General features: G+C 53.4%; 26 protein-coding genes and 1 tRNA gene. 18 read left to right on the forward strand and 9 right to left on the reverse strand.

What is annotated here, in order from left to right; all coding sequences use genetic code 11:
• Window position 1: 1 nt before the first annotated feature.
• The 7 genes from GVO84_RS04475 to dinB all read left to right on the forward strand — a co-directional run bounded on the left by GVO84_RS04475 (window position 2) and on the right by dinB (window position 5,861).
• Entirely contained in the window at window positions 2–1,237 is a 1,236-nt protein-coding gene (locus GVO84_RS04475) for an NADH:ubiquinone reductase (Na(+)-transporting) subunit B (RefSeq protein WP_159515568.1), read from the forward strand.
• Entirely contained in the window at window positions 1,230–2,024 is a 795-nt protein-coding gene (locus GVO84_RS04480; protein ID WP_121425638.1) for a Na(+)-translocating NADH-quinone reductase subunit C, read from the forward strand. The genes GVO84_RS04475 and GVO84_RS04480 overlap by 8 nt, the downstream gene beginning before the upstream one ends.
• Complete coding sequence (locus tag GVO84_RS04485; protein WP_008500256.1) at window positions 2,017–2,655, forward strand: NADH:ubiquinone reductase (Na(+)-transporting) subunit D; 639 nt, start codon at window positions 2,017–2,019, stop codon at window positions 2,653–2,655. Before GVO84_RS04480 ends, GVO84_RS04485 begins: the two co-directional genes overlap by 8 nt.
• Before the next feature lie 6 nt (window positions 2,656–2,661).
• Window positions 2,662–3,258: an NADH:ubiquinone reductase (Na(+)-transporting) subunit E gene (gene nqrE / locus GVO84_RS04490; protein WP_023334613.1), complete on the forward strand. Its 597-nt coding sequence runs from the start codon at window positions 2,662–2,664 to the stop codon at window positions 3,256–3,258.
• Window positions 3,259–3,268: 10 nt separating this feature from the next.
• Window positions 3,269–4,492, forward strand: a complete 1,224-nt coding sequence (gene nqrF / locus GVO84_RS04495) for an NADH:ubiquinone reductase (Na(+)-transporting) subunit F (protein ID WP_159515569.1) — start codon at window positions 3,269–3,271, stop codon at window positions 4,490–4,492.
• Window positions 4,492–4,695: a (Na+)-NQR maturation NqrM gene (gene nqrM / locus GVO84_RS04500; RefSeq protein ID WP_023615899.1), complete on the forward strand. Its 204-nt coding sequence runs from the start codon at window positions 4,492–4,494 to the stop codon at window positions 4,693–4,695. Before nqrF ends, nqrM begins: the two co-directional genes overlap by 1 nt.
• Before the next feature lie 107 nt (window positions 4,696–4,802).
• On the forward strand, window positions 4,803–5,861 hold the full coding sequence (gene dinB / locus GVO84_RS04505; protein WP_159515570.1) for a DNA polymerase IV: 1,059 nt from the start codon (window positions 4,803–4,805) through the stop codon (window positions 5,859–5,861).
• 55 nt (window positions 5,862–5,916) lie between these two features.
• Here the strand turns inward: dinB and pepD are convergent, their stop codons facing one another.
• Window positions 5,917–7,374 (reverse strand): cytosol nonspecific dipeptidase, encoded by a 1,458-nt coding sequence (gene pepD / locus GVO84_RS04510; RefSeq protein WP_159515571.1) that lies wholly within the window; start codon window positions 7,372–7,374, stop codon window positions 5,917–5,919.
• 260 nt (window positions 7,375–7,634) lie between these two features.
• On the opposite strand from pepD, the gene gpt reads away from it, so the two are divergent.
• The 3 genes from gpt to crl all read left to right on the forward strand — a co-directional run bounded on the left by gpt (window position 7,635) and on the right by crl (window position 9,901).
• The gene (gene gpt / locus GVO84_RS04515; RefSeq protein WP_010427903.1) at window positions 7,635–8,093 is read left to right on the forward strand and encodes a xanthine phosphoribosyltransferase; all 459 of its coding nucleotides are present in this window, start codon (window positions 7,635–7,637) and stop codon (window positions 8,091–8,093) included.
• A gap of 104 nt (window positions 8,094–8,197) precedes the next feature.
• Window positions 8,198–9,442, forward strand: a complete 1,245-nt coding sequence (gene frsA / locus GVO84_RS04520; protein WP_159515572.1) for an esterase FrsA — start codon at window positions 8,198–8,200, stop codon at window positions 9,440–9,442.
• 57 nt (window positions 9,443–9,499) lie between these two features.
• Window positions 9,500–9,901: a sigma factor-binding protein Crl gene (gene crl / locus GVO84_RS04525; RefSeq protein ID WP_023334619.1), complete on the forward strand. Its 402-nt coding sequence runs from the start codon at window positions 9,500–9,502 to the stop codon at window positions 9,899–9,901.
• Window positions 9,902–10,061: 160 nt separating this feature from the next.
• On the opposite strand, the gene phoE is transcribed toward crl, so the two are convergent.
• Window positions 10,062–11,114 (reverse strand): phosphoporin PhoE, encoded by a 1,053-nt coding sequence (gene phoE, locus GVO84_RS04530; RefSeq protein ID WP_032646978.1) that lies wholly within the window; start codon window positions 11,112–11,114, stop codon window positions 10,062–10,064.
• A 304-nt stretch (window positions 11,115–11,418) separates the two neighbouring features.
• On the opposite strand from phoE, the gene proB reads away from it, so the two are divergent.
• The 4 genes from proB to GVO84_RS04550 all read left to right on the forward strand — a co-directional run bounded on the left by proB (window position 11,419) and on the right by GVO84_RS04550 (window position 14,848).
• The gene (gene proB / locus GVO84_RS04535) at window positions 11,419–12,522 is read left to right on the forward strand and encodes a glutamate 5-kinase (RefSeq protein WP_159515573.1); all 1,104 of its coding nucleotides are present in this window, start codon (window positions 11,419–11,421) and stop codon (window positions 12,520–12,522) included.
• 11 nt (window positions 12,523–12,533) lie between these two features.
• Complete coding sequence (gene proA / locus GVO84_RS04540) at window positions 12,534–13,787, forward strand: glutamate-5-semialdehyde dehydrogenase (RefSeq protein ID WP_159515574.1); 1,254 nt, start codon at window positions 12,534–12,536, stop codon at window positions 13,785–13,787.
• 111 nt (window positions 13,788–13,898) lie between these two features.
• A tRNA-Thr gene (locus GVO84_RS04545) sits at window positions 13,899–13,974 on the forward strand.
• Between the two features lie 559 nt (window positions 13,975–14,533).
• Complete coding sequence (locus GVO84_RS04550) at window positions 14,534–14,848, forward strand: hypothetical protein (protein WP_121425667.1); 315 nt, start codon at window positions 14,534–14,536, stop codon at window positions 14,846–14,848.
• Here GVO84_RS04550 and GVO84_RS04555 read toward each other — a convergent pair.
• The gene (locus GVO84_RS04555) at window positions 14,845–15,651 is read right to left on the reverse strand and encodes a DUF4225 domain-containing protein (protein ID WP_159515575.1); all 807 of its coding nucleotides are present in this window, start codon (window positions 15,649–15,651) and stop codon (window positions 14,845–14,847) included. The genes GVO84_RS04550 and GVO84_RS04555 overlap by 4 nt on opposite strands.
• A gap of 374 nt (window positions 15,652–16,025) precedes the next feature.
• On the opposite strand from GVO84_RS04555, the gene GVO84_RS04560 reads away from it, so the two are divergent.
• The gene (locus tag GVO84_RS04560; RefSeq protein WP_236545924.1) at window positions 16,026–16,190 is read left to right on the forward strand and encodes a hypothetical protein; all 165 of its coding nucleotides are present in this window, start codon (window positions 16,026–16,028) and stop codon (window positions 16,188–16,190) included.
• Between the two features lie 209 nt (window positions 16,191–16,399).
• On the opposite strand, the gene catA is transcribed toward GVO84_RS04560, so the two are convergent.
• The 4 genes from catA to GVO84_RS04580 all read right to left on the reverse strand — a co-directional run bounded on the left by catA (window position 16,400) and on the right by GVO84_RS04580 (window position 20,094).
• On the reverse strand, window positions 16,400–17,077 hold the full coding sequence (gene catA, locus GVO84_RS04565) for a type A chloramphenicol O-acetyltransferase (RefSeq protein ID WP_159515576.1): 678 nt from the start codon (window positions 17,075–17,077) through the stop codon (window positions 16,400–16,402).
• A 63-nt stretch (window positions 17,078–17,140) separates the two neighbouring features.
• On the reverse strand, window positions 17,141–19,072 hold the full coding sequence (locus GVO84_RS04570; RefSeq protein WP_159515577.1) for a putative bifunctional diguanylate cyclase/phosphodiesterase: 1,932 nt from the start codon (window positions 19,070–19,072) through the stop codon (window positions 17,141–17,143).
• A 17-nt stretch (window positions 19,073–19,089) separates the two neighbouring features.
• Window positions 19,090–19,584, reverse strand: a complete 495-nt coding sequence (locus GVO84_RS04575; protein ID WP_159515578.1) for a molybdopterin-dependent oxidoreductase — start codon at window positions 19,582–19,584, stop codon at window positions 19,090–19,092.
• Between the two features lie 216 nt (window positions 19,585–19,800).
• Window positions 19,801–20,094: a hypothetical protein gene (locus GVO84_RS04580; protein ID WP_159515579.1), complete on the reverse strand. Its 294-nt coding sequence runs from the start codon at window positions 20,092–20,094 to the stop codon at window positions 19,801–19,803.
• Between GVO84_RS04580 and GVO84_RS04585 the strand changes: the two genes are divergently transcribed.
• Window positions 19,979–20,272 carry a hypothetical protein gene (locus GVO84_RS04585; protein ID WP_228057952.1) on the forward strand — a complete coding sequence of 98 codons (294 nt, stop codon included), beginning with the start codon at window positions 19,979–19,981 and terminating at the stop codon, window positions 20,270–20,272. The genes GVO84_RS04580 and GVO84_RS04585 overlap by 116 nt on opposite strands.
• On the opposite strand, the gene GVO84_RS04590 is transcribed toward GVO84_RS04585, so the two are convergent.
• The gene (locus GVO84_RS04590) at window positions 20,269–22,053 is read right to left on the reverse strand and encodes a diguanylate cyclase (RefSeq protein ID WP_159515580.1); all 1,785 of its coding nucleotides are present in this window, start codon (window positions 22,051–22,053) and stop codon (window positions 20,269–20,271) included. The genes GVO84_RS04585 and GVO84_RS04590 overlap by 4 nt on opposite strands.
• A gap of 120 nt (window positions 22,054–22,173) precedes the next feature.
• Complete coding sequence (locus GVO84_RS04595; protein ID WP_159515581.1) at window positions 22,174–23,283, reverse strand: AI-2E family transporter; 1,110 nt, start codon at window positions 23,281–23,283, stop codon at window positions 22,174–22,176.
• Window positions 23,284–23,646: 363 nt separating this feature from the next.
• On the opposite strand from GVO84_RS04595, the gene mmuP reads away from it, so the two are divergent.
• Both mmuP and mmuM read left to right on the forward strand, forming a co-directional pair.
• The gene (gene mmuP, locus GVO84_RS04600; RefSeq protein ID WP_159515582.1) at window positions 23,647–25,047 is read left to right on the forward strand and encodes an S-methylmethionine permease; all 1,401 of its coding nucleotides are present in this window, start codon (window positions 23,647–23,649) and stop codon (window positions 25,045–25,047) included.
• Window positions 25,034–25,966, forward strand: a complete 933-nt coding sequence (gene mmuM, locus GVO84_RS04605) for a homocysteine S-methyltransferase (RefSeq protein WP_159515583.1) — start codon at window positions 25,034–25,036, stop codon at window positions 25,964–25,966. The genes mmuP and mmuM overlap by 14 nt, the downstream gene beginning before the upstream one ends.
• The last annotated feature ends 104 nt before the right edge of the window (window positions 25,967–26,070 follow it).

A 26,070-nucleotide genomic window follows, 5' to 3' on the forward strand; every position in this document is an offset into this window, starting at 1 on the left:
GATGGGCTTAAAACACCTCTTTGAAAAAATTGAGCCGCCCTTTACCGAAGGGAAGCTCAAAAAGTACTACCCGCTGTATGAAGCAACGACGACCATTTTCTACACGCCGGGCCTGGTGACGAAAGGGGCGGCGCACGTTCGCGACGCCATCGACCTGAAACGCATGATGATCCTGGTGTGGTTTGCGGTCTTCCCGGCGATGTTCTGGGGCATGTACAACGTTGGCTTGCAGACCCTTCCGGCGCTGCACCACATGTACGATGCCCAGCAGCTGGCGCAGGTCATCCAGTCTGACTGGCACTACCGTCTGGCGCAGTCGCTAGGGGTAAGCTTTGCCGCAGACGCGGGCTGGCTGAGCATGATGACGCTGGGCGCGGTTTTCTTCCTGCCGATTTACATCACGGTCTTTATCGTGGGCGGCTTCTGGGAAGTGCTGTTTGCCATCATCCGTAAACATGAGATCAACGAAGGCTTCTTCGTGACCTCCATTCTGTTTGCCCTGATTGTTCCCCCGACGCTGCCGCTCTGGCAGGCGGCGCTGGGGATCAGCTTTGGCGTGGTGATTGCCAAAGAGATCTTCGGCGGAACAGGGCGGAACTTCCTTAACCCGGCGCTGGCGGGGCGTGCGTTCCTGTTCTTTGCTTATCCGGCGCAAATCTCGGGCGACCTGGTCTGGACGGCGGCAGACGGTTTCTCCGGCGCGACGCCGCTTTCACAGTGGGCGGCACACGGCGGCGAAACGCTGGTTAACAACGCGACGGGTCTGCCTGTGACCTGGTTTGATGCCTTTATTGGCAATATTCCGGGCTCCATTGGCGAAGTGTCTACCCTGATGATTTTGCTTGGCGGGGCGATTATTCTTTTCGGTCGCGTGGCCTCCTGGCGGATAGTTGCGGGCGTGATGATCGGCATGGTGCTGACCGCCACCCTGTTCAACGTTATCGGCTCGACCACCAACCCGATGTTCTCCATGCCGTGGTACTGGCATCTGGTGCTGGGTGGCTTCGCGTTCGGCATGATGTTCATGGCGACGGATCCCGTCTCGGCCTCGTTTACTGACAAAGGTAAATGGAGCTATGGCGTGCTCATTGGCGCGATGTGCGTCCTGATCCGCGTGGTCAACCCGGCGTATCCGGAAGGGATGATGTTGGCCATTCTGTTTGCCAACCTGTTTGCGCCGCTCTTCGATTACCTGGTGGTGCGGGCCAACATTAAGCGGAGGAAGGCGCGTGGCTGAGGTTAAAAATAACGACAGCATCGGCAAAACGCTGCTGGTGGTGCTGGTGCTCTGTCTGGTCTGTTCCATCGTCGTGGCCGGTTCTGCCGTTGGGTTAAAACCCCTTCAGCAGGAGCAACGCGCGCTGGATAAACAGCGCAACATCCTGGCCGTGGCCGGGCTGATGCAGGAAGGAATGAGCGCAGACGACGTTTCGGCCGTCTTTGCTGAACGTATTTCGGCGCGTCTGGTGGATTTAAAAACGGGGGAACTGCTGGATAAAGACCCGGCAAAATTTAACCAGGCGCTGGCGCTGAAAGATCCGCAGATGAGCCTGACGCTGGAGGCATCGCAAGATCCCGCCGGGATTAAGCGTCGCAGCAACCTGGCCGAAATTTATCTGGTTCGCGATCCCCAAAAACGCATTCAGGAAGTGGTACTGCCGATCTACGGTAACGGACTGTGGTCAATGATGTACGCCTTTGTGGCACTGGATACGGATGGTCGCACGGTCAAAGGCATTACGTATTACGACCAGGGCGAAACGCCGGGGCTGGGTGGTGAAGTTGAGAACCCTAACTGGCGGGCACAGTTTGTCGGCAAGAAAGTGCTCGACGATAACGGCCTGCCTGCGCTGAAGGTGATGAAAGGGGCGGCACGTCCCGGTGACGACTACGCCGTTGACGGGCTTTCCGGCGCCACGCTCACCTCAAAAGGCGTGCAGCACAGTTTTGATTTCTGGATGGGCGAGCTGGGCTTTGGTCCTTTCCTGAAAAACGTACGTGAAGGAGCGCTGAACAATGGCTGATACCGGTGAACTGAAAGAAGTCAAAAAGGTGCTCATTGGCCCGCTGCTCGCCAATAACCCGATCACGCTGCAGGTGCTGGGGGTCTGTTCGGCCCTGGCGGTGACGACCAAGCTGGAAACGGCGGTGGTGATGACGCTGGCAGTCACGCTGGTCACGGCGTTCTCCAGCATGTTTATCTCGATGATCCGCCACCACATTCCCAACAGTGTGAGGATCATCGTGCAGATGGCGATCATCGCCTCGCTGGTGATCGTGGTCGATCAGCTGCTGCGCGCCTTCGCCTATGAAACCTCCAAACAGCTCTCGGTGTTTGTCGGGCTGATTATCACCAACTGTATCGTCATGGGGCGTGCGGAAGCCTACGCCATGAAAATGCCACCGCTGGCGAGCTTTATGGACGGTATCGGCAATGGCCTGGGCTACGGCGTGATCCTGCTGACCGTGGGGTTCCTGCGAGAGCTGATTGGCAGCGGCAAGCTGTTTGGCATCACGGTGCTGGACACGGTGCAGAACGGCGGCTGGTATCTGCCAAACGGCCTGTTCCTGCTGGCCCCTAGCGCATTTTTCATTATCGGTTTGTTGATCTGGCTGATTCGTACGTTGAGACCAGAACAGCAGGAAAAGGAGTAACCGACGATGGCTCATTACCTGAGTTTGTTTGTGCGCGCGGTGTTTGTTGAAAACATGGCGCTCGCGTTTTTCCTCGGCATGTGTACGTTCCTTGCCGTGTCTAAAAAGGTCTCCACGGCATTTGGCCTGGGTGTGGCGGTCACCGTTGTGTTGGGGCTTTCGGTTCCGATTAACAATCTGGTGTACAACTTTGTGCTGCGGGACGGCGCGCTGGTGGAAGGGGTCGATCTCAGCTTCCTGAACTTCATCACCTTTATCGGGGTGATCGCGGCGCTGGTGCAAATACTCGAGATGATCCTCGATAAGTACTTCCCGTCGCTGTACAACGCGCTGGGGATCTTCCTGCCGCTGATCGCGGTGAACTGCGCCATCTTTGGCGGCGTCTCGTTTATGGTTCAGCGTGATTACAACTTCAGTGAATCCGTGGTGTACGGTTTTGGTTCCGGTATCGGCTGGATGCTGGCGATTGTCACCATGGCGGGGATCCGCGAGAAAATGAAATATGCCAACGTGCCTGCGGGTCTGCGTGGCTTAGGGATCACCTTTATCACCACCGGGCTGATGGCGCTGGGCTTTATGTCCTTCTCCGGTGTGCAGCTATAAGGGCTAACAGATGGAAATTATCCTTGGCGTGGTGATGTTCACGCTGATTGTACTGGTGCTGTCAGGATTAATTCTGGCGGCGCGCGCGAAGCTGGTGAATTCCGGTGACGTGGTGATTGATATTAACGACGACCCGCAGAACCAGATCCGCACGCCGGCGGGGGACAAGCTGCTCAACACGCTCTCCGGTAACGGCATTTTTGTCTCCTCAGCCTGCGGCGGCGGCGGCTCTTGCGGGCAGTGCCGCGTGACGGTAAAAGAGGGCGGTGGCGATATTCTGCCAACCGAGTTGACGCACATCACAAAGCGTGAGGCAAAAGAGGGCTGCCGTCTGGCCTGTCAGGTCGCGGTGCGTCAGAACATGAAGATTGAGCTGCCGGAAGAGATCTTCGGCGTGAAAAAATGGGAGTGCGAAGTTATCTCTAATGATAACAAAGCCACGTTCATTAAAGAGCTCAAGCTGCGTGTCCCTGAAGGGGAAGATGTTCCGTTCCGCGCCGGGGGATACATTCAGATTGAATGTCCTGAGCATACCGTGGCCTACGCGGACTTCGACGTGCCTGAGGAGTATCGTGCCGACTGGGACAAATTCAATCTCTTCCGCTTTGTATCGGAGGTAAAAGAGCCGACGCTGCGCGCCTACTCGATGGCAAACTACCCGGAAGAGAAGGGCATTATCATGCTCAACGTGCGTATCGCCACGCCGCCACCGAATGTGCCGGACGCGCCGCCGGGCGTGATGTCGTCATATATCTGGTCTCTGAAGCCGGGAGATAAGGTGACCATCTCCGGTCCGTTTGGGGAGTTCTTCGCGAAAGATACCGACGCGGAAATGGTCTTTATCGGCGGCGGTGCCGGTATGGCCCCGATGCGCTCGCACATCTTTGACCAGCTCAAGCGGCTGGGTAGCCAGCGTAAGATCAGCTTCTGGTACGGGGCGCGCTCGCTGCGCGAGATGTTTTATGATGATGAGTTTAAACAGCTGGCGCGTGAAAACCCGAACTTTACCTTCCACGTGGCGCTTTCCGATCCGCAGCCGGAAGATAACTGGACGGGCTATACGGGGTTCATCCACAACGTGCTGTATGAAAACTACCTCAAGCAGCACCCGGCGCCCGAGGACTGCGAGTTCTATATGTGTGGTCCGCCGATGATGAACGCCGCCGTGATTAAGATGCTGAAAGATCTCGGCGTTGAAGATGAGAACATCATGCTCGATGACTTTGGAGGCTGATGATGCTGACGTTTCTGGCAACCTTTGTGGTGTTTGTGCTTGTCATCTTCGGCATGTCGTTAGGCTGGATCGTTAAGCGGAAAAGCATTCAGGGCAGCTGCGGCGGTATTTCCTCCATTGGGATGGAAAAGGTTTGCGACTGCCCGGAACCGTGCGATGCGCGGAAAAAAAGAATGGCCCGCGAGCAGCAGCGCATTATTTAGTCGTGTAGGTCGGGTAAGGCGAAGCCGCCACCCGACAATTCCCACGCACACTTCTCAACCCTTATTTATTTACTGTATACTTATCCAGTGATGAGTGAGGGCTTACTATGCGCAAAATAATCCATGTCGATATGGACTGCTTTTTTGCCGCAGTGGAGATGCGTGACAACCCGGCGCTGCGGGATATTCCCATCGCCATTGGCGGCAGCCGCGTTCAGCGTGGTGTCATCAGCACCGCCAACTATCCTGCGCGCAAATTTGGCGTGCGCAGCGCGATGCCAACGGCGATGGCCTTAAAGCTTTGCCCTCATCTCACGCTTCTGCCCGGCCGGTTTGAAGCCTATAAAGAGGCTTCCCTTCATATTCGGGAAATCTTCTCCCGCTATACCTCTCTGATAGAGCCGCTGTCGCTGGACGAAGCCTATCTGGATGTCACCGACAGCGTGCACTGCCACGGCTCCGCCACGCTGATGGCTCAGGAGATCCGCCAGACGATTTTCAACGAACTGAATCTGACGGCGTCTGCGGGCGTCGCGCCAGTTAAATTCCTCGCCAAAATTGCCTCCGATTTAAATAAGCCCAACGGCCAGTACGTCATCACGCCGGAAGAGGTGCCTGCATTTTTGAAAACGCTGCCGCTCGGTAAAATCCCGGGCGTGGGGAAAGTCTCCGCCGCAAAGCTGGAAAGCATGGGGCTACGGACCTGCGAAGACGTGCAGCGAAGCGATCTCGCGATGCTGCTCAAGCGCTTCGGGAAGTTTGGCCGCGTGCTGTGGGAGCGCAGCCAGGGAATTGACGATCGCGATGTGAACAGCGAGCGGCTACGTAAATCCGTCGGCGTTGAGCGCACACTTATTGAAGATATTCATGACTGGTCCGAATGCGAAACCATTATCACGGAACAGCTTTACCCGGAGCTGGAACGACGCTTAAGCAAGGTGAAGCCGGATCTGCTCATCGCCCGTCAGGGCATCAAATTAAAATTCAACGACTTCCAGCAGACCACGCAGGAACACGTCTGGCCACGTCTGAATAAAGACGATCTTATCGCGACGGCGAAAAAGGCATGGGAAGAAAGACGAGGCGGGCGAGGGGTGAGGCTGGTGGGTTTGCACGTTACGCTGCTGGATCCGCAGTTAGAGCGGCAGCTGGTATTAGGGCTGTAGAGTGCTTTAATCGTAGGCCCGGTAAGCGAAGCGCCACCGGGCATCAAACGGCTAATTACTTAACGGGGATCGCTTTCAGCAGTTCAGTCAGCAGCGTCCAGTAGTGACCGACGCTTTCGATATGAACCTGCTCATCTGGCGAGTGCGGACCGGTAATGGTTGGCCCAATGGACACCATATCCATATCCGGATACGGTTTCTTGAACAGACCACATTCCAGACCCGCGTGGATCACCTGGATGTTCGGGGTGCTGTTGAACAGACGCTGATAGGTTTCACGCACCAGCGCCATCACCGGAGAACTTGCATCCGGCTGCCAGCCCGGGTAGCTGCCTTTTGCAGACGTTTTCGCGCCCGCCAGCGTGCCCAGAGATTCCAGCATGCTCACCACATACTCTTTACCGCTGTCGATAAGGGAACGAATCAGGCAGATGATTTCCGCGCTGTCGTCGCTCATGGTCACCACGCCCACGTTCAGTGAGGTTTCCACCACGCCTTTCGCCACGTCAGAGTTGCGGATCACGCCGTTTGGCGTTGCGTTCAGCAACTGAACGAAGGTGTCACGAGACTGCGCGGTCAGGGCGGCTTTATCCGTGGTCACGGATTCCAGCACCACGGTCAGGTTTTTCTCTTTCGCCGACAGTTCGTTTTCCAGGATATCCAGATATACGCTGGAGAGTTTTTTCAGCTCGTCCGCTTTTGCCGCCGGTACTGCTACGGTGGTGAACGCTTCACGCGGGATCGCGTTGCGCAGGGTACCGCCGTTGAAGTCTACCAGACGCAGATCCAGCTCGGCCGCATGGCCTGCCAGGAAGCGCGCCAGCAGCTTGTTGGCGTTACCCAGACCCAGGTGAATATCGCCGCCGGAGTGGCCGCCTTTCAGCCCTTTCAGCGTCAGCTTGAAGGTCTGGAAGCCAGCAGGAATAGCTTCGCGCGACAGCGGCAGGGTAGAGATAAAATCAATCCCGCCCGCGCAGCCCATGTAGATCTCGCCTTCTTCTTCAGAGTCGGTGTTGATCAGGATGTCCGCCTGCAGCCAGTTCGCCTGCAGACCGAACGCGCCGTCCATGCCCGCTTCTTCGGTCATGGTCAGCAGCACTTCCAGCGGACCGTGCTCAACGCTGTCGTCGGCCAGCACGGCCAGCGCAGAGGCCATACCGATGCCGTTATCCGCGCCCAGCGTGGTGCCGCGTGCTTTCACCCAGTCGCCGTCGATGTACGGTTGAATCGGGTCTTTGGTGAAGTCGTGAACGGTGTCGTTGTTCTTCTGTGGCACCATGTCCAGGTGCGCCTGCAGCACAACCGGTTTGCGGTTTTCCATGCCTGCGGTAGCCGATTTGCGGATCAGAATGTTGCCAACCTGGTCACGTTCAGCATGCAGACCTTTTTCCTTCGCCCAGCCCATAATATGTTCGGCAAGCTGTTCTTCATGGTAGGAAGGGTGTGGAATGGAGCAGATTTTCGCAAAAATATCCCACAGCGGCTGCGGAGATAATTGAGACAGTTCAGACACGATAAGTCTCCTTGTCGAGGCGCTGCAATCAGGGTTGCAGGTCACAGGGTTAGCAGGTTAATAGTTACCACAAGTCAGGCTTGCGAGATGAAACTGAGAATACCACTTTCTCTGCTGGCTGGTAGCATAAAGCATGTAAAAACTCAGGCAGAGGGCGCTAAACACTGGTTTTTAGTGCGTCAGATCTCTATAATCTCGCGCAACCTATTTCCCCCTCGAACACTTTTTAAGCCGTATAAAAACAGGCTGGGACACTTCACATGAGCGAAAAATACGTCGTCACCTGGGACATGTTGCAGATTCACGCACGCAAACTGGCTGCGCGTCTGATGCCTTCCGAACAGTGGAAAGGCATTATTGCCGTCAGCCGTGGCGGTCTGGTACCGGGGGCGCTGCTGGCACGTGAGCTGGGTATTCGTCATGTCGATACCGTTTGCATCTCCAGCTATGACCATGACAACCAGCGTGAGCTGACCGTGCTGAAACGTGCGGAAGGCGACGGTGAAGGTTTCATCGTTATTGATGACCTGGTGGATACCGGCGGTACTGCGGTCGCTATCCGCGAAATGTATCCGAAAGCACATTTCGTCACTATCTTCGCGAAACCTGCTGGTCGCCCACTGGTTGACGATTACGTGATTGATATCCCGCAGGATACCTGGATTGAACAGCCATGGGATATGGGCGTGGTCTTCGTACCGCCTATTTCAGGCCGTTAATACCAGTACGTAACTTTACACGCCCGGCTATGTCGGGCGTTGTTCTTTTTGGCCTGCCACGCGTTACAATAGTCTTCATATGACGTATTCATGGAGGCAACGCAATGACGCAGGCGAATCTCACCGAGACTCTCTTCAAACCCCGTTTCAAACACCCTGAAACGTCGACGCTGGTGCGTCGCTTTAATCCGGGTACCCAGCCTGCCGTCCAGTCCGCGTTAGACGGCAAAAACGTGCCTCACTGGTATCGCATGATTAACCGCCTGATGTGGATCTGGCGCGGTATCGATCCGCGTGAAATCCTCGATGTGCAGGCGCGTATCGTAATGAGTGAAGCCGAACGTACCGACAGCGAACTCTACGATACGGTGGTGGGCTACCGCGGCGGTAACTGGATCTACGAGTGGTCGAAACAGGCGATGCTCTGGCAGCAAAAAGCTAGCCTGGAAGAGGACGCCACGCTCAGCGGCAAGCACTGGCTGCATGCCGCTAACCTCTACGGGATTGCCGCCTACCCGCATTTAAAAGGCGATGAGCTGGCGGAGCAGGCCCAGGCGCTGGCGAACCGTGCTTATGAAGAGGCGGCGCAGCGTTTGCCGGGCCAAATGCGCGAGCTTGAGTTCAGCATTCCAGGTGGCGCACCCGTCACCGGGTTCCTGCATATGCCGGAAGGCGACGGCCCGTTCCCGACCGTACTGATGTGCGGAGGGCTGGATTCCCTGCAAATCGATTATTACAGCCTCTTTGAGCGCTACTTCGCACCAAAAGGGATCGCGATGCTGACGCTTGATATGCCCTCAATCGGTTTCTCATCCAAATGGAAACTGACGCAGGATTCCAGCCTGCTGCACCAGCATGCGCTAAAAGCGCTGGAGAACATTCCGTGGGTTGACCACACCCGCGTGGCGGCATTCGGCTTCCGTTTTGGCGCGAACGTCGCGGTGCGTCTGGCCTACCTTGAATCGTCTCGTCTGAAAGCCGTCGCCTGCCTTGGTCCGGTCGTTCACGCCCTGCTCAGCGATCCTGCACGTCAGGGGAGCGTACCTGAAATGTACCTTGATGTGCTGGCCAGCCGTCTTGGCATGCATGATGCATCAGACGAAGCGCTGCGTATTGAACTCAATCGCTACTCGTTAAAAACGCAAGGGTTGCTGGGACGTCGCTGCCCAACGCCGATGCTGTCAGGATTCTGGAAAAACGATCCGTTCAGTCCGGAAGAAGAGTCGCGCTTAATCACGTCGTCATCTGCGGATGGCAAATTGCTTGAAGTGCCGTTCAGCCCGGTCTATCAGAATTTCGACAAAGCGCTGAAAGAGATTACGCGCTGGATCGCTCAGAGATTGTGTTAATAGATTGCTAAATTTCGCTGGTTTGGTAAAACAGTGGCTTCACAAAAGGAGATCGCAATGACGTTACCGAGTGGACACCCGAAAAGTAGACTGATTAAGAAGTTTATGGCTCTCGGCCCGTATATTCGAGAAGAGCAGTGTGAAGAGAATCGCTTTTTTTTCGACTGCCTGGCTGTATGCGTCAACGTGAAGCCTGCACCCGAAAAACGTGAATTCTGGGGCTGGTGGATGGAAATGGAAGCAGAGGAAAAACGTTTTACGTATAGCTACCAGTTTGGCCTGTTTAATAAAGACGGCAACTGGCAGGCCACCTCTATTAAAGATCAGGAAGTGATTGACCGCCTGGAATATACGCTAAAAGAGTTCCACGATAAGGCACGCGCGCTGCTGGCTACTCTGGATCTCAAGTTCGAACCCGCGGATGACTTTTCCAGCGAAGCGGTGAAGCTGACTGCCTGATGGTGTCACAGCGCCGGGTGGCGGCTTCGCCTTACCCGGCCTACAAAACTGATGGTTTTCTCCCTCTCCCTGCGGGAGAGGGCCGGGGTGAGGGCACCAGACCGCATTAATCCCCGACAAAAAAAACCGGCATCAAGCCGGTTTTTTTTAATCCGCATCATCAGAACTGGTAGGTCATACCCACGGCAACGATGTCATCGCTGCTTACGCCCAGTTTATTTTTGTCGTCAATCTGGTTGATTTTATAATCAACAAAGGTGGACATATTTTTGTTGAAGTAATAGGTCGCGCCAACGTCAATATATTTCACCAGATCTTCGTCACCAATACCTTCGATATCTTTGCCTTTAGACTGGACATAACCCAGGGACGGGCGCAGACCAAAGTCGAACTGATATTGTGCGACAACTTCAAAGTTCTGCGCTTTATTAGCAAACCCGCCGGAAATTGGCGTCATATTGCGGGTTTCAGAATACATTGCAGCCAGATAAATATCGTTCGCATCATATTTCAGACCGGTTGCCCAGGCTTCTGCTTTCTGACCCTGGCCACGCGCCAGCAGGTTCTGAGCGTTGGTGCGGTCAGAGTTGGTGTAGGCGCCGCTGACGGCGAAATCGCTGCCGCCGAAGTCATAGGTCAGAGAGGTACCAAAACCGTCACCGTTCTGTTTTTTGGCGTCACGGTTTTCGTTTTTCCCCTGGTACTGCAGCGTCATGTCCAGACCGTCAACCGCGCCGAAGAAGTCGGTATTGCGGTAGGTCGCAAGGCCAGTAGCACGCTTGGTCATGAAGTTATCGGTTTGCGCGGAAGAGTCGCCGCCGAACTCAGGGAACATATCGGTCCATGCTTCGACGTCATACAGGGCACCCAGGTTACGACCGTAATCCAGTGAACCAAAGTTTTTCAGCTTCAGACCAGCGAACGCCAGACGCGTCTTCTGAGAGGAGTCGCTCTCAGCTTTGTTACCTGCAAATTCAGATTCCCAACGGCCATAGCCCGTCAGCTGATCGTTAATCTGAGTTTCGCCTTTAAAACCGAAACGAACGTAAGTCTGATCGCCATCTTTGGTAGCATCATCACTGATGTAGTGCATGGCTTTCACTTTGCCGTACACGTCCAGTTTATTACCATCTTTATTATAAACTTCAGCTGCGTGAACGGATGCAGAAGCCACTACGCCCATAACCATTAATGCCAGAGTGCTCTTTTTCATTTTCGATCCTGTCTTATAAACGCGCTAAAAAATTCGCTGGACGATAAGCTCATGCTTAAGTCCCGTGAAAAAACAGGAAGGGTTTTATCGTTCTGGAGTGAAACTTTTATGACAAACTAAGAATAATTTTAAAAAACTGTGATTTATTATTTCGGTAATAAAAGTGTCAAACTTTCCCGCTAGGCTTCCTGATCCCGCGCAACAAAGTGTTTCGCGATGTGCTAAGGCAGTTGGCAACGGGGCTGACTCCTGTTAAAACGTTCGTTCGACATTACTTTCCCTTATCGTTGAACGGCAGAGAATCATGAGTGACAGCCAGACGCTGGTGGTAAAACTCGGTACCAGTGTTTTAACAGGCGGATCGCGCCGCCTAAATCGCGCCCACATTGTTGAGCTTGTACGTCAGTGCGCTCAGCTACATGCCGCAGGGCATCGTATTGTGATTGTGACCTCCGGGGCGATTGCCGCCGGGCGTGAACACCTGGGTTACCCCGAACTCCCCGCGACGATCGCTTCCAAACAGCTGCTGGCCGCCGTGGGGCAAAGCCGACTCATTCAACTCTGGGAACAGCTGTTCTCTATCTATGGTATCCACGTTGGGCAGATGCTGCTGACGCGTGCGGATATGGAAGACAGAGAGCGCTTCCTGAACGCCCGCGATACCCTGCGCGCGCTGCTGGACAACAATATTGTTCCGGTCATTAACGAGAACGATGCCGTTGCCACCGCTGAAATCAAAGTGGGTGATAACGATAACCTCTCGGCGCTGGCCGCGATTCTGGCCGGTGCCGATAAATTACTCCTTCTGACCGATCAGCAGGGGCTGTTCACCGCCGATCCGCGCTCCAATCCGGAAGCCGAGCTGATTACCGACGTTCACGGTATCGACGATGCGCTGCGCGCCATCGCCGGTGACAGCGTTTCAGGTCTCGGAACGGGCGGTATGGGGACCAAGCTGCAGGCCGCTGACGTCGCATGCCGCGCCGGTATCGACACCATCATTGCGGCGGGCAGCCGCCCAGGCGTGATTGGTGACGTGATGGAAGGCATCTCCGTCGGTACCCGCTTCCACGCCCAAGAATCTCCGCTGGAAAACCGCAAGCGCTGGATATTTGGCGCGCCTCCTGCTGGCGAACTCGTCGTCGATGAAGGGGCAACCGCCGCGATTCTGGAACGAGGAAGTTCATTACTTCCTAAAGGAATTAAAAGCGTGACAGGCAACTTCTCCCGTGGTGAAGTGATCCGTATCCGTAACCTCGAAGGCCGCGACATCGCCCGCGGCGTAAGCCGTTATAACAGCGATGCCCTGCGCCGCATCGCGGGTCACCACTCGCAGCAGATCGACGCCATTCTGGGCTATGAATATGGTCCGGTTGCCGTGCATCGCGATGACATGATTATTCGTTAAGGAGCCAGAACATGCTGGAACAAATGGGCGCTGCCGCGAAGGCCGCCTCTTACAAACTGGCGCTCCTTTCCAGCCGCGAGAAAAACCGCGTGCTGGAAAAAATCGCTGATTATCTGGAATCACAGTCCCAGGAGATTTTGCTCGCCAATGAGCAGGATTTACTGGAAGCGCGTCGAAATGGTTTGAGCGAAGCGATGCTTGACCGTCTGGCGCTGAATCCGACACGCCTGAAAGGCATCGCCGACGATGTGCGTCAGGTCTGCAATCTGGCTGACCCGGTAGGGCAGGTCATCGACGGCGGGCTGCTCGACAGCGGTTTACGCCTTGAACGCCGCCGCGTGCCGCTCGGCGTTATTGGCGTCATTTATGAAGCCCGTCCAAACGTGACGGTGGATGTCGCCTCCCTGTGCCTGAAAACCGGTAACGCCGCTATTCTGCGCGGCGGGAAAGAGACATGGCGCACCAACGCCGCGACGGTGAAAGTCATTCAGCAGGCGCTGGAAGAGTGTGGCTTACCGGCGGGTGCCGTACAGGCGATTGAGAGCCCAGACCGCGCGCTGGTCAACGAAATGCTGCGCATGGACAAATACATCGACATGCTGATCCCACGCGGCGGCGCGGGCCTGCACAAGCTGTGCCGCGAGCAGTCGACGATTCCGGTGATCACCGGCGGTATCGGCGTGTGCCATATCGTGGTCGACGACAGCGCTGAGATTGAACCGGCGCTGAAGATTATCGTTAACGCGAAAACCCAGCGTCCAAGCACCTGTAACACCGTAGAAACGCTGCTGGTGCATCAGAATATTGCGAACACCTTCCTGCCTGCCCTGAGCAAACAGATGGCAGAGAGCGGCGTGACGCTGCATGCTGACGCCAGTGCGCTCGCACTGCTGAAGGATGGTCCGGCTAACGTTGTTCCCGTAAAAGCGGAGCAGTACGACGATGAGTTCCTGTCACTGGATCTGAACGTGAAAATCGTTACCGATCTCGACGACGCCATTGCGCACATCCGTGAACACGGCACGCAGCATTCTGACGCGATCCTGACGCGCACCCTGCGCAATGCCGATCGCTTCGTGAACGAAGTGGATTCCTCTGCGGTCTATGTGAATGCCTCCACCCGCTTCACCGACGGCGGCCAGTTCGGCCTCGGCGCTGAGGTGGCGGTTAGCACGCAGAAACTGCACGCGCGCGGTCCGATGGGGCTTGAAGCGCTGACCACGTACAAGTGGATCGGCTTCGGTGACGATACGATTCGTGCGTAAATAATCACGGGTGATGCAAAAATAGCCGTTTGATTCAAAAGGGCATTGACGCATCACCCGGATAGATCTAACCTTTTGCCCCGTGGTTACGCTCGTAACCGGCCTCTCAGGGCCGATATAGCTCAGTTGGTAGAGCAGCGCATTCGTAATGCGAAGGTCGTAGGTTCGACTCCTATTATCGGCACCATCTAAAAAATCAATCACTTAGCGCAAAATATCTAACGGATTGTATCTTCAATTTTCATCCTTGATAACACTTGGTAAACGCCTTTGCGTTGTATCGGCTTAAGCCCGAACAGCACGGTGTTCAATGATGCTACACCTTGTGAAAGGTCGCAGAGAATAAACAGGCGTAATGTTGGGAAGACTAACCGGATCGGGAAAGAATCCAGCTCTGCCACGGTTTCGATCACCGGAGTATAACGATCACCTGATAAGAGAACGTGCTAAGGCTTTATCCCCCTTGCGAAGGGATCACATACTGCGGAAGCGCTACGCGCCGCCTTTTCTTATGTGCCCAACACGGCGCTAAATGGTTTGTATTGTTAGAAATCTAATAAATTGTACAAACATCATGTGATAGTTAACCTTAAATGGTCGAAATGCCTTGGCACCACCCAGACGACAAGAAAGGGGATAGAGTCTGCCGAAAAGTTTCGGCTGGATTGCTATAAAGTTCATCAGTATGATTGCTGGCACAATCAGTGATTGAGAAACAACTTCTGAGTGATAAGGGACGATACGATATGAAAGTGACTGATGAGGCGTTGTTACGTTCAGGATTTACACCATCAGATTTGCAGAAGATAAAAAACAACGTTGAAAACTACGGCGGAACCTTGGGGGAAGCGATTCAGGATCTGGCTAATCGATTCAGGGTTGTTTTATGGATAACATCGGCATGTCTGATGGTTTTTATCTTTTTAGTGTTATTTACTGCGAAAGAAACCGTGGTGGGTGGTGGGATATCAATTCTGATCGCAATAGTCATCGTTGCATTTATTCAACCGCCAGTCCTTTCTTATAAATCCTGGCGGTTCTGGAGAAAATTCAGAAACTAATGGTTCGATGTGTCAGTAGAAAGAAGGTCAAATATTACTTTGGCCTTAAGTCCATAACCTACTATTTTCATCGTTAATTTGGGACGGCTCATCGTGTCGACCTTGCGATAGAAATCACGGGGCATCCATTTAAATAGCCTCCATGCCTCGGGTCTTCTGGCTAATCCAAAGATGCTATATACACTTGCAGTTAACTTAATAGCATTATAAATCGCAAGTCCTGTTTCAGGCTTGAAACCCATAAACTGGGCCGCTTCCATAGTGCCATCAGCCACAAATCCCTCTGTTTTATTTTGTTTCCCATATATTCCAGGAATGATTTCTTTTGACAGACCGTTAATGCCATCTGTAACAAGGATAGCCCCTGCCAGCATACCTAAAGGTGTCATCGTAGCGACCATCAACGCACCGCCAGCAATTGCCATTCCAGAAACCACAATGTGAATAGCTGAAATCATGTAGCCGACGATTTTATTATTTTCCTTAACAAACTCGACCTTCGCGTAAAGCTGTGCGGACTTGGTTTTTAACAGACGCTCTTGTTCAAGCAGGTTGTCTGTTTCAGCACGAAGATTTTTGATGCATACAATACATTCTTCATCGGTTTTAGCTCGTCGTGCTGTTTCAAATTCTCTATCTACAACCTGTTTTATCTCTCCAACAAACTTGATACGTGTTATCCCATCTTGCAAATAGAATGCTGATAGCCGATTTGCTGTTTCGACGAGTTTCCGGGCTTCCAGATTCACCATGGTATCTGACCATGTTCTGTTCCAGCCCCTGTTGAGCAGCGCGATATCCATTAAAGACTCCTTCCCAAAATGTGTCTGGTCATTTTACGTGCAATAAGGTCGAAGACAACAGGAAATGATTTCCCAACGTCTGATTTTAGCGGAACGAATACGTAATCAAACCCTGAGACTCCACCCGGTAATTCTCTATTTTTCATTGTTCGACGTATCAAACGTCCTGGAGTACGGGCAGGATCGTCTACCGGGATGGGGTCAGTCCAAAATGACTCTGAGGTGTCTGTTAAACCCGTGGCGATTCACAGTGCTTATTGATCCTCAATTCTGCCTTCTATCTCTGGTAGCTCCTCAGTTGGGCTAGTGTTTAAAAAAGCTCATCTTAAGGGTATTCTTACATGAACATAACTACCATATAGATAGGCGAGCAAATGACCAGTGAACTAACGGAAAAAGAACTACTGGATAATGGTTTTTCGAATAAGCAATTATCTCGTCTGAAAAAGGTATTGAGCAGTAATGTAAATACTGGCGAAACGCTTTCAACATTAATAGATGAGCTGAGCAAGCGTTTTATGGAGGGATTATCTGTCTGATGCTTATCCTTGCGCCGCTGATTTTCCTTCCCGTATTTTATACGCCCTGGCTGCTGTTATATTACTTACCTGTTGCAATTATTGGCGTTATTGCGGTCTGGCATCTGATTCCACTTGGCCTCACATGGAAAGCGCATAAAATAATGAAAGGCCGGTAGGCTTCTCACACCCACACCCGCCAGATGGAAATCATCAACACTTCTTACGCATCATGCGCCAGGTTCCTCTGACAGCTCCGGCAAACCATCACACATCTCCTGCAACTCATTAAACATCCTTGCCACATGGAAACCATCGCACACCGAGTGATGGACCTGCACCGCCATAGGCAACAGCACTTTTCCATCCTGCTCGTAGTATTTTCCAAACGTGAACATAGGAGAAAAGAAGTTCTTCATGTGCGCAATGTTCATCGTAAAGTTCGTAAACGTTACCCAGGGAATAGACGAGACGAAAAAGACATTTTCCCGTGACTCTTCCTTCGGCCAGTAAGAAAGGTTATTTCCGTAGCGCGCAACATCTTCTGCATACGTATTCTGGAAGTGCTGAATATTGCCGTCGTAGTGGCTCCACAATGACGAAAACGTCTCGGTTTCAGGATGGAAAATGGTATAGCTTGGATGGATTTCATTCCATATAACAAGCTCATTGTCCTTCATGGCCATACGGAATTCCGGATGCCGGTTCATGATTTTAGAGAGGAGGAATATAATCGTCGGATAAAACTTCCAGCCGACCTCTTTGATATGTTTTCGCAGCGCGGTAATGTCGATCAGAACCGTTTGGTTAATTGTACACTCGGCAAATGACTGGAATACCTCAAAATGCTCCTTCCTGGCCCAACGAGATAAATCAACAGGCGTGTAGTCCGGGGCTGTTTTTTTCATTTTATAACCTTTGATTATCAATCGCCTAAAGGGATTTGGGCCAGCAAAAGCCGCGCAACCATTTCAACCGTATCTAATCTTCCTGTCAATCTCAGCCTGTGGTTTTCCGAACAGGTATCCCTGCACGAGATCGCAGCCAAGCGCCTGAAGACGTTCAAGCTGCGCTTCGGTTTCAACACCTTCCGCAATGACCCGCATATTGAGGCTCTTTGCCATGCCGGTTATCAATTTAACGATATTAAGGGCATCATCCTGCGTGGATATCGGGTTCACGAAGGATTTATCGATTTTAATTTTATCAAAATTCAGTTCACTCAGCCGTGAGAGCGACGAATAACCCGTTCCGAAATCATCGATAGAGATTTTTACACCCAGCGTTCTGAGCTTTTTGAGGATAGTGAGCGGCGTATTGCTGTCACTGAAAAGCGAAGACTCCGTAACCTCTAATTCAAGTCGGCTGGGAGGGAGTCCTGTCTCCTTCAGGATGGACTGTACCATCGTCGTAAATGATTTCGTGCCCAGCTGAACGGGTGAGACGTTCACAGAGATCCTCGCCGGAACGGCCCAGGAAACCGCTTCCCGGCAGGCAAGCTCAAGCACATTTTTGCCGATCTGATTGATCATCCCCGTTTTTTCAGCGACAGAAATGAAGTAATCAGGTGACAGTATCCCCTTCACCGGGTGTATCCAGCGAATAAGCGCTTCATAGCCGTAAATTTCATTGCTGAATGAATCGACAATAGGCTGGTAATAAACAACGAATTCATGGTTATCGATCGCCAGTGCCATATCATGTTCCAGGGTTCTGCTCTCCTGCAGCTTTTGCAGCATCCACTGACGGAAGACTTTTATCTGCTGTGAACCCTCTTTTTTGGCTTCGTAGAGCGCCAGATCGGCAAATTTATAAAGATAGTCTGAGCGCCGCTCATTATCAGATAAAACGATACCCACACAGGTGGCGATTTTTATCAGCTGGTTATTAATCGTATAGGGCTGGCTGATATGTTCGCTGATTTCTTTGGCGCGCGAAACGGCTGCTGTTTCGGTGAGTCCACTGGACAGAAGGGCGAACTCGTCTCCGCCCAAACGGTAAAACGTATCTGTGGCGCTGCTCATTGAGGTGAGTCGTCTGGATACCTGATTCAACAGTAAATCACCGGCATCATGGCCATAGGTATCGTTGACCTCTTTGAACCGGTCTAAATCAAATAACATCACCGTGACGGGGATGTGGTTTTTATCGGCCTGAAGATTAATTTTGTTGAGATCGTCCCAGAAGAAAAGACGGTTTTTCATGCCGGTGAGGGAGTCATGATAAACATCATACTCCAGCTTCGAGTTCTGAATTTGCAGCTTTTCTTTTGATATCTGAAGCTCGTCAGCAAGGCTTTTAACCTGCATGTGCGCTTTGAGAATGTTTTTATTCTGGTAGATCATTAAGAAACCAAGAATAAAGCTTAATATCACCAGAAGTAATGAAAGTGCGGAATAAATATAGTAAAGGATCTGTATTTTATGGTTGGATTCGTTAACCGTGTTAATATCTTTTGTTAATGCTGTCGCAGAGAGCTGGCTCAGCGGTGCATCGAGAGCATGCATATTTGTCAGGTATGCCTGTAACTCTGGGTGGCTCATGTTTTCAAGATGGCTGTCCAGATAGGTCAATATTTGCTCTAAGCGTAAAGCGAGCTCCTGATGCGTTTTATCGCTGTTAATATAGCGACCTAAATCGCCACCCTTCATTAAATCGCCCTGGCTGAGCATAATTTCGAGACGCATGCGGACCTGGTCTATCGTAACGTCATCGGTATCGGTTGCGTACAGACCAAGCCATGATTCAAAACGGTAATACTCTGATACCAGTTGTGCCACGGACCAGGACTCAGTGTATTGAGTCAGTTTTTGCAATTCCTGCTGTCGATCGTAAACAAGAAATGCAATATATCCTGTCGTGATAAAAAGAGAAAAAATGATACCAACCAGTATCCTGTTCATTATGTTCTCCTGAACGGCTACTCAATCTTCATTTTGCTAACCTGCCATGCTGATCGCGAGTAATAAATCTGATTATTCAACTCAGGAAGACTGTCATAGGGGTATACAATGAATGATGGACCTTTATCGCGGATGCGCATATATTCGCCATTGACCTTTAAGGCAAGTATGGCGTTGTATTTTTTGAAATCACTGAGAGGGATCACGGTAGAATAATCATTGAGCGCAATAACATTAACGTTAGTACCCTTCGCACCTACGTAATCCATGAGTTTGTTCATGGGAACACCCTCAAACTTAGTGCGTCCATTATACCAGGGGGATGTCGTATCGAAACTCACCATGCCCAGTTTTTCAAGGCTGGCGAGATCAAACACTGCTTTTCCATTTTCATTCGTATTTTCTATATTACCGTAAATCGTTAAAATGGGTTTACCAACTGGTTTTGGCAGATCGCCAGCCCAGGTTACACTTTGTACCAGACAGCATAACAGCAGTAGGGTTAATCGCATTTTGGCCTCCACTTTTTAACAGAAGTATAAGAATTATAATTTAGATATCACACTAGTTGATATATTTTGTTGAGTAGCAATGGTTTTTATAATTTTCTTTTTTAAACTTCAATAGAATCAAATAGTTAGACTTCATGGTGGCAAGAGGTTTGATTGCCAAGTGCGGATTCAGTTTTTTGAAGTATGCATTGGGCACATGAATAAACATTATTCCGCTTAAAAAATGTTCGTTTTACATCCATTTTTGGGAAAAACGAGCAAGGTATGTTGTTTAGGAAGAGAAAAACTGATCTGGAAAAGCGAGCCGCCTTCCAGAAGGGTTTGTTCAGGATCAGAACATTGCAGACCGACAGCTTTTATTCTGTACGCAAATTCCTTTTTTCGGATTACCTCAATGAGCGTTACACCTTTTGCGAAGGTCTTTTTTGCAGCATGCTGCCTGTTTTCAGCAAGTGATGCTCTGGCTAAAAATTCTGCACTGTCCAATGAAAAAGTAAAAGAAAACGTCATCGCGGAATCGATCGCGTCTTATCCCAGCGTTTGTGCATGCCCTTTTAATCGTACGCGTAACGGAAGTGCCTGCGGAAGGCGCAGCGCATGGAGTAAAGCGGGAGGCTATGCTCCCATTTGTTATATAAATGAGGTGACCGATGAGATGGTCAGGCAGTGGCGTGAAAATAATAGCTAACCCGCCTCCAGCATCCCAAAACTCACAATCCGCGCGCGGCCCAGCTCTTTCGCCCGGTACAAGGCCACATCCGCGGCGCGCAGCAGGTTGTCAGTCTGGGCATGTTGCGGGTAGCTGGCAATGCCAATCGACACATCCACCGGTCCAATCTCGGTCAGCCCGTAGCGAAGCGACAGCTCACGCACGCCATTGTAAATCTTCTGCGCGCAGGCGTGCGCCTCTGGTTCATCGGCACCGGGAAGCAGGACCAGAAACTCCTCGCCCCCGTAGCGGAATGCTAGTCCGTTGTCATGCGCGGCCCGCTGAACAATTGACGCCACACTTTTAATCACCTGATCGCCCGCTTCATGGCCGAAGCGGTCATTGATGCTCTTGAAGTGATCGATGTCGATCATCATGCAGCTTAACGGCTCGCCGGTGCGCATCGCCTGTGCCGTTTGGGTTTGCAGGGTATCTTCCAGATGATGACGATTACGCAGGCCGGTGAGCGGGTCGAACAAGGCTTTCTCCAGCAGCGCGTCGCGCAGGCGTTGGTTGGCCAGCGCCAGCCCGAGCGCTTCGGCCATCAGTTCCAGATACGCGCGGGAAGGGGCGTTGTCCGCCGTGATGTTCTGGAAAGAGAGCAGGCCAATGGCCTCGCCCTGGGCGATAAGCGGCACGCACAGGGAACTTTCCGCCTGGGAGGCCGGAAGATGGTAGCAGGCAATATCCGGCTCACCGTTTACCGGCGGGTGGCTCTGCCCGCGGCGCACGGCCCAGCACTCGTCAGGATGGAACGTCGTCTCTTCCCCGATGGGTGAAAGCCACTGCGCGACGCAGCGCATCTGCCACGGCTCCCGGTCAAGGACGTAAAGTCGGCCCGCGATACCCGGCGCGATATTGGGGGCAAACAACTCCGCCACGTTAATCACATCGTTAAAGTTCTCACATCCCTGCAGCCGCTGGGTCATGCGCGCCAGCAGCTCGCGGATGGCCCAGTCGGCATCGCGCTCTCTTTCCAGACGCTGTCGCGCCAGGCCGTTTTCGCGGAAGATGCGGATGGCCTGGGCCATATCGCCAATCTCATCAATCTGGTTGAAATTGGGCGTTTCAACCGCGTAATCCTGGGACGCCAGGCGGTGTACCACGTCGCTCAGGCGCACCACGGGGCGCAGCACGCGGCGCTTTAATATAAAACCGAGAACAAACAGGAACAGCAGGGCGGTCAGGCCGACCATCAGCTCAGAGGCCGTACGCAGCGCTTTCGATTTTTTTGTCGCTTCCTGAACGGAGGCGATGACGCGCTTGTCGAGTATCTGGCGAAAATGATCGATCTGGTTCTGCGCGCGCTCCAGCTCCTGCTCATAGGGCGCACCGTAGAGCAGGGCAACGGCCTGCGCATCTTCTCCCTGCGCCGCGCTCGTTAGTGCCGTCTGCTGTTCGTCCTGCAGTTCATCAATGATTTTTATGCCTTCGCGCAGCAGGGACAGCTCGTCATCCGATGCGCCGTTGTCCCGCAGTTTTTCAAGCCGGAGTTCAACGCTCTTCAGGTTGTTCTCTGACTGGCTATATTCCTTTAACGTTTGCGGATCTTTTTTGATGACGTAGAGGCGCGCTAAATCGGACTGTGCCCAGGCATCGGTTTCGATATCTTCAGTAAGCGCATCAAAACGCTGGCGTTGTTCAACGGCCTGACGTTCAGCAGTATCAGCACTGGACGCCATCAGCATGATGATGCCGGAGGCGATGGTCAGGCAGACCGTGGCACCATAGGCCCAGTTTGTTATCGTCGCGATTCGCACCTGATGATCCTTTTACGACATGAGTAGGATGGCGTTCTTTCAAATTATAGAAAACGTTTGATTTAAGGCGAAAAAAAAGGCGGCACAGCGCCGCCTGATGTGGTCTATATCGTCACATCCTCACAATTCTGGAGGATTTTTTCCTTCTTCGATGAAGTCGGGATCCAGCTCTTCGGCGTTACCTTCGTGATCGCGCCCTGAGAAGAGGTTCCAGCAGGCGATAAACAGCGCGGCAATGAGCGGCCCAATCACAAAGCCGTTAATGCCATACAGCTCCATGCCGCCGAGGGTGGAGATCAGAATCAGGTAGTCCGGCATTTTGGTGTCTTTGCCTACCAGCAGCGGACGCAGAATGTTGTCCACCAGCCCGACGATAATCACGAAGAAGCCGACAATAAACAGCCCCTGCCACAGCTGATGGGTGGCGAACAGGAAGATGGCGGCGGGCACCCAGACAATCGCCGAGCCGATGGCGGGCACCAGCGAGAGGAAGGCCATCAGCGCGCCCCAGAGTACGCTGCCGTCAATACCCGCAATCGCAAACGCAATCCCGCCGAGGATGCCCTGAACCACCGCTACCGCCGCCGTACCTTTTACCGTGGCACGCGACACGCCGACGAATTTGGCGAACAGGTGCTGCTTGGCGAAATCAGACAGCGGCAGGGAGTCGAGGATTTGGCGCACCAGATACGGGCCGTCTTTCAGCAGGAAGAACAGCAGATAAAGCATGATGCCGAAGCTAATCGCAAAGCCAAACGTTCCCTTGCCAATCAGAAACGCGCTGCCGGCAAGATATTGCCCGCCCTGCAGGGCGACGTCGGAGAGTTTTTTCTGGATCTGCGCCGCGTTGGTCAGGTTGTGATCCGCCAGGAAGCCGCTGGCCCAGTCAGGCAGATGGTTGAAGATGCTCGCCACCACTTCCGGAAACTGGGTGTTGTTCTCCTGGAGCTTCGTGTACACCACGTTCAGTTCAATGGCGAGCGAGGAGAGGATCACCATCAACGGGATAAAGACGATCAGGCAGATAATGCCAATGGTCAACAGCGAGGCAAGCCCGTTGCGATCCCCCAGCGCGGCGCGCAGCCTGTTTTTTACCGGGTTGAAGATGACGGTCAGAATTGCGGCCCACAGTATCGCGGAGAAGTAGGGCGACAGTACGTCGAAGAAGGCCCAGGTCACAAGGGCAAGAATAAAGATAAAGAAACCTTTGGTCAGTCCGTTAAAGCGCATCAGTCAGTCCTGGTTACTAAGAAACTGTGTCGACTATAGAACTGATTGTGAGAATTACCAACCTTGCGCCGGGTAGCGGCTGCGCCTTACCCGTCCTGCGGGCAGTGTTGCGGTATGAATCCGCTCTTCACGGATACCACTTTCGACTGACCGAAGATCGTCTCTTCCCGCACCATGCTGTAAGTATCTGCTTGCGGAGGTGCTTATGGCCTGGCGTCCGATTCTCTACGTGATCCTCACAACCCACCCCAGACTCAGCGCGCGGCGCGCCCGTCTGCGTCTGGTCATCTAGCTTTTTGTTAACAATCGCGGTATAACACACCTTCTTTGGATGTTTAGATGTCCATACGTATAGAAGGTAATATGCAAACACAACAAGAAAATGGGCAGCTTAAGCGCACCATGAAAACACGCCACCTGATTATGCTCTCGCTGGGTGGCGTGATTGGGACAGGGTTATTCTTCAATACCGGATACATCATTTCCACGACCGGGGCGGCGGGCACGCTGCTGGCGTACCTGATAGGTGCCCTGGTGGTCTGGCTGGTGATGCAGTGTCTGGGCGAGCTTTCCGTGGCGATGCCGGAAACCGGCGCGTTCCACGTCTATGCCGCTCGCTACCTTGGCCCGGCGACGGGCTACACCGTGGCGTGGCTCTACTGGCTCACCTGGACGGTGGCGCTTGGGTCGAGCTTTACTGCCGCCGGGTTCTGTATGCAGTACTGGTTCCCGCAGGTGCCCGTCTGGGCCTGGTGCGTGGTCTTCTGCGTGGTAATTTTTGGCCTCAACGTCATCTCGACGCGCTTCTTTGCTGAAGGCGAATTCTGGTTCTCCCTGGTGAAAGTCATCACCATCATCGCCTTTATTATCCTTGGCGGGGCGGCGGTCTTCGGCTTTATCCCGATGCAGGACGGTTCACCCGCGCCGGGCTTAAGCAACATCACCGCCGAAGGCTGGTTCCCGCACGGCGGGCTGCCGATCCTGATGACCATGGTGGCGGTGAACTTTGCCTTCTCCGGCACCGAGCTTATCGGCATCGCGGCGGGGGAAACGGAAAATCCGCACAAGGTGATTCCGGTGGCTATCCGCACCACCATTGCGCGCCTCATTATCTTCTTTATCGGTACCGTGTTTGTGCTGGCGGCGCTGATCCCGATGCAGCAGGCGGGTGTGGAAAAGAGCCCGTTCGTGCTGGTGTTTGAAAAGGTCGGTATTCCTTACGCGGCTGATATCGTTAACTTCGTGATCCTGACGGCGATCCTCTCGGCGGCGAACTCGGGTCTGTATGCCTCCGGGCGCATGCTGTGGTCGCTGTCGAATGAGAAAACGCTGCCGCGCTGTTTTGCCCGCGTGAACAAAAACGGCGTGCCGCTGACGGCGCTCTCGGTCTCTATGCTCGGCGGCGTGCTGGCGCTGTTCACAAGCGTCGTGGCGCCGGACACGGTATTTGTCGCGCTCTCGGCAATTTCTGGCTTTGCGGTAGTGGCGGTCTGGATAAGCATCTGCGCGTCGCACTTCGTTTTCCGTCGCCGCCATTTGCAGTCCGGCCAGCCGCTCTCTGCGCTGCAGTACCGTGCGCCGTGGTATCCGCTGGTGCCGGTGCTCGGTTTTATCCTCTGCGTGGTGGCCTGTGTCGGCCTGTGGTTTGACCCAAGCCAGCGCATTGCCCTTTATTGCGGGCTTCCGTTTGTCGCCCTGTGTTATGGTGCGTACTACCTGACCCGAAATATGACATCGCAGGAGCCTGAACATGTCGCAGAATAACCCGCTTACCGCCATCCTTGAAAAGCAGCCGTTTGTGGTGCTTGATGGCGCGATGGCGACGGAGCTGGAAGCGCGCGGCTGTAACCTGGCAGACAGCCTCTGGTCTGCCAAGGTACTGATGGAAAACCCGGAACTTATTCGCGAAGTGCATCTCGATTACTACCGCGCGGGTGCGCAGGTGGCGATCACCGCCAGTTATCAGGCCACGCCTGCGGGGTTTGCGGCGCGCGGCCTGGACGAAGCGCAGTCCCGCGCGCTGATCGGTAAAAGCGTGGAGCTGGCGCGTAAGGCGCGCGAAGCGTATCTGGCCGAAAACCCGCATGCGGGCACGCTGCTGGTGGCGGGATCCGTGGGGCCGTACGGCGCATATCTGGCGGATGGCTCAGAGTATCGCGGCGACTACGTGCGCAGCACTGAGGAGTTTATTACTTTCCACCGCCCGCGCGTGGAAGCGCTGCTGGATGCGGGCGCTGACCTGCTGGCCTGCGAAACGCTGCCCTCGTTTGTGGAGGTTAAGGCGCTGGCGGCGCTTCTTGCCGAGTACCCCCGTGCCCGGGCGTGGTTCTCGTTCACCTTACGCGACAGCGAGCACCTGAGCGACGGTACGCCGCTGCGTGAGGTGGTCAGCGTGCTGGCAAACTCTCCGCACATTGTCGCGCTGGGCATTAACTGCATCGCCCTGGAAAACACCACCGCGGCGCTGAAGCATCTGCAAAGCCTGACGTCGCTGCCTCTGGTGGTTTACCCGAACTCGGGCGAGCATTATGACGCGGTAACCAAAACCTGGCACCACCACGGGGAAGCGTGCGAGACGCTGGCGGGGTATCTGCCGCAGTGGCTGGAAGCGGGAGCGAAGTTAATCGGCGGATGCTGTCGGACCACGCCGAAAGACATTGCTGCGCTGACGGTTCAGCGCTGAGGTCTTTGCCGGGTGGCGGCTGCGCCTTACCCGGCCTACGGTTCGCTGACCCTCTCCCACGGGGAGAGGGAAAAAATGAACCGCACAAAATTCACTATCCTTAC

The sequence above is a fragment of the Enterobacter sp. SM3 genome, assembly GCF_009811935.2.
In the GTDB taxonomy this organism is placed as follows: domain Bacteria; phylum Pseudomonadota; class Gammaproteobacteria; order Enterobacterales; family Enterobacteriaceae; genus Enterobacter; species Enterobacter asburiae_D.

Bases quoted from the DNA above. Each gene is read 5' to 3' on its own strand.
- mmuM (WP_159515583.1), top strand. From the start codon at position 25,034: ATGTCGCAGAATAACCCGCTTACCGCCATCCTTGAAAAGCAGCCGTTT.
- GVO84_RS04475 (WP_159515568.1), top strand. From the start codon at position 2: ATGGGCTTAAAACACCTCTTTGAAAAAATTGAGCCGCCCTTTACCGAA.
- dinB (WP_159515570.1), top strand. From the start codon at position 4,803: ATGCGCAAAATAATCCATGTCGATATGGACTGCTTTTTTGCCGCAGTG.
- proB (WP_159515573.1), top strand. From the start codon at position 11,419: ATGAGTGACAGCCAGACGCTGGTGGTAAAACTCGGTACCAGTGTTTTA.
- GVO84_RS04550 (WP_121425667.1), top strand. From the start codon at position 14,534: ATGAAAGTGACTGATGAGGCGTTGTTACGTTCAGGATTTACACCATCA.
- frsA (WP_159515572.1), top strand. From the start codon at position 8,198: ATGACGCAGGCGAATCTCACCGAGACTCTCTTCAAACCCCGTTTCAAA.
- GVO84_RS04585 (WP_228057952.1), top strand. From the start codon at position 19,979: ATGAGCGTTACACCTTTTGCGAAGGTCTTTTTTGCAGCATGCTGCCTG.
- GVO84_RS04570 (WP_159515577.1), bottom strand. From the start codon at position 19,072: ATGAACAGGATACTGGTTGGTATCATTTTTTCTCTTTTTATCACGACA.
- GVO84_RS04575 (WP_159515578.1), bottom strand. From the start codon at position 19,584: ATGCGATTAACCCTACTGCTGTTATGCTGTCTGGTACAAAGTGTAACC.
- nqrF (WP_159515569.1), top strand. From the start codon at position 3,269: ATGGAAATTATCCTTGGCGTGGTGATGTTCACGCTGATTGTACTGGTG.
- GVO84_RS04555 (WP_159515575.1), bottom strand. From the start codon at position 15,651: ATGGATATCGCGCTGCTCAACAGGGGCTGGAACAGAACATGGTCAGAT.
- GVO84_RS04580 (WP_159515579.1), bottom strand. From the start codon at position 20,094: ATGACGTTTTCTTTTACTTTTTCATTGGACAGTGCAGAATTTTTAGCC.
- crl (WP_023334619.1), top strand. From the start codon at position 9,500: ATGACGTTACCGAGTGGACACCCGAAAAGTAGACTGATTAAGAAGTTT.
- proA (WP_159515574.1), top strand. From the start codon at position 12,534: ATGCTGGAACAAATGGGCGCTGCCGCGAAGGCCGCCTCTTACAAACTG.
- GVO84_RS04560 (WP_236545924.1), top strand. From the start codon at position 16,026: ATGACCAGTGAACTAACGGAAAAAGAACTACTGGATAATGGTTTTTCG.
- gpt (WP_010427903.1), top strand. From the start codon at position 7,635: ATGAGCGAAAAATACGTCGTCACCTGGGACATGTTGCAGATTCACGCA.
- GVO84_RS04595 (WP_159515581.1), bottom strand. From the start codon at position 23,283: ATGCGCTTTAACGGACTGACCAAAGGTTTCTTTATCTTTATTCTTGCC.
- catA (WP_159515576.1), bottom strand. From the start codon at position 17,077: ATGAAAAAAACAGCCCCGGACTACACGCCTGTTGATTTATCTCGTTGG.
- nqrM (WP_023615899.1), top strand. From the start codon at position 4,492: ATGATGCTGACGTTTCTGGCAACCTTTGTGGTGTTTGTGCTTGTCATC.
- nqrE (WP_023334613.1), top strand. From the start codon at position 2,662: ATGGCTCATTACCTGAGTTTGTTTGTGCGCGCGGTGTTTGTTGAAAAC.
- phoE (WP_032646978.1), bottom strand. From the start codon at position 11,114: ATGAAAAAGAGCACTCTGGCATTAATGGTTATGGGCGTAGTGGCTTCT.
- GVO84_RS04485 (WP_008500256.1), top strand. From the start codon at position 2,017: ATGGCTGATACCGGTGAACTGAAAGAAGTCAAAAAGGTGCTCATTGGC.
- mmuP (WP_159515582.1), top strand. From the start codon at position 23,647: ATGCAAACACAACAAGAAAATGGGCAGCTTAAGCGCACCATGAAAACA.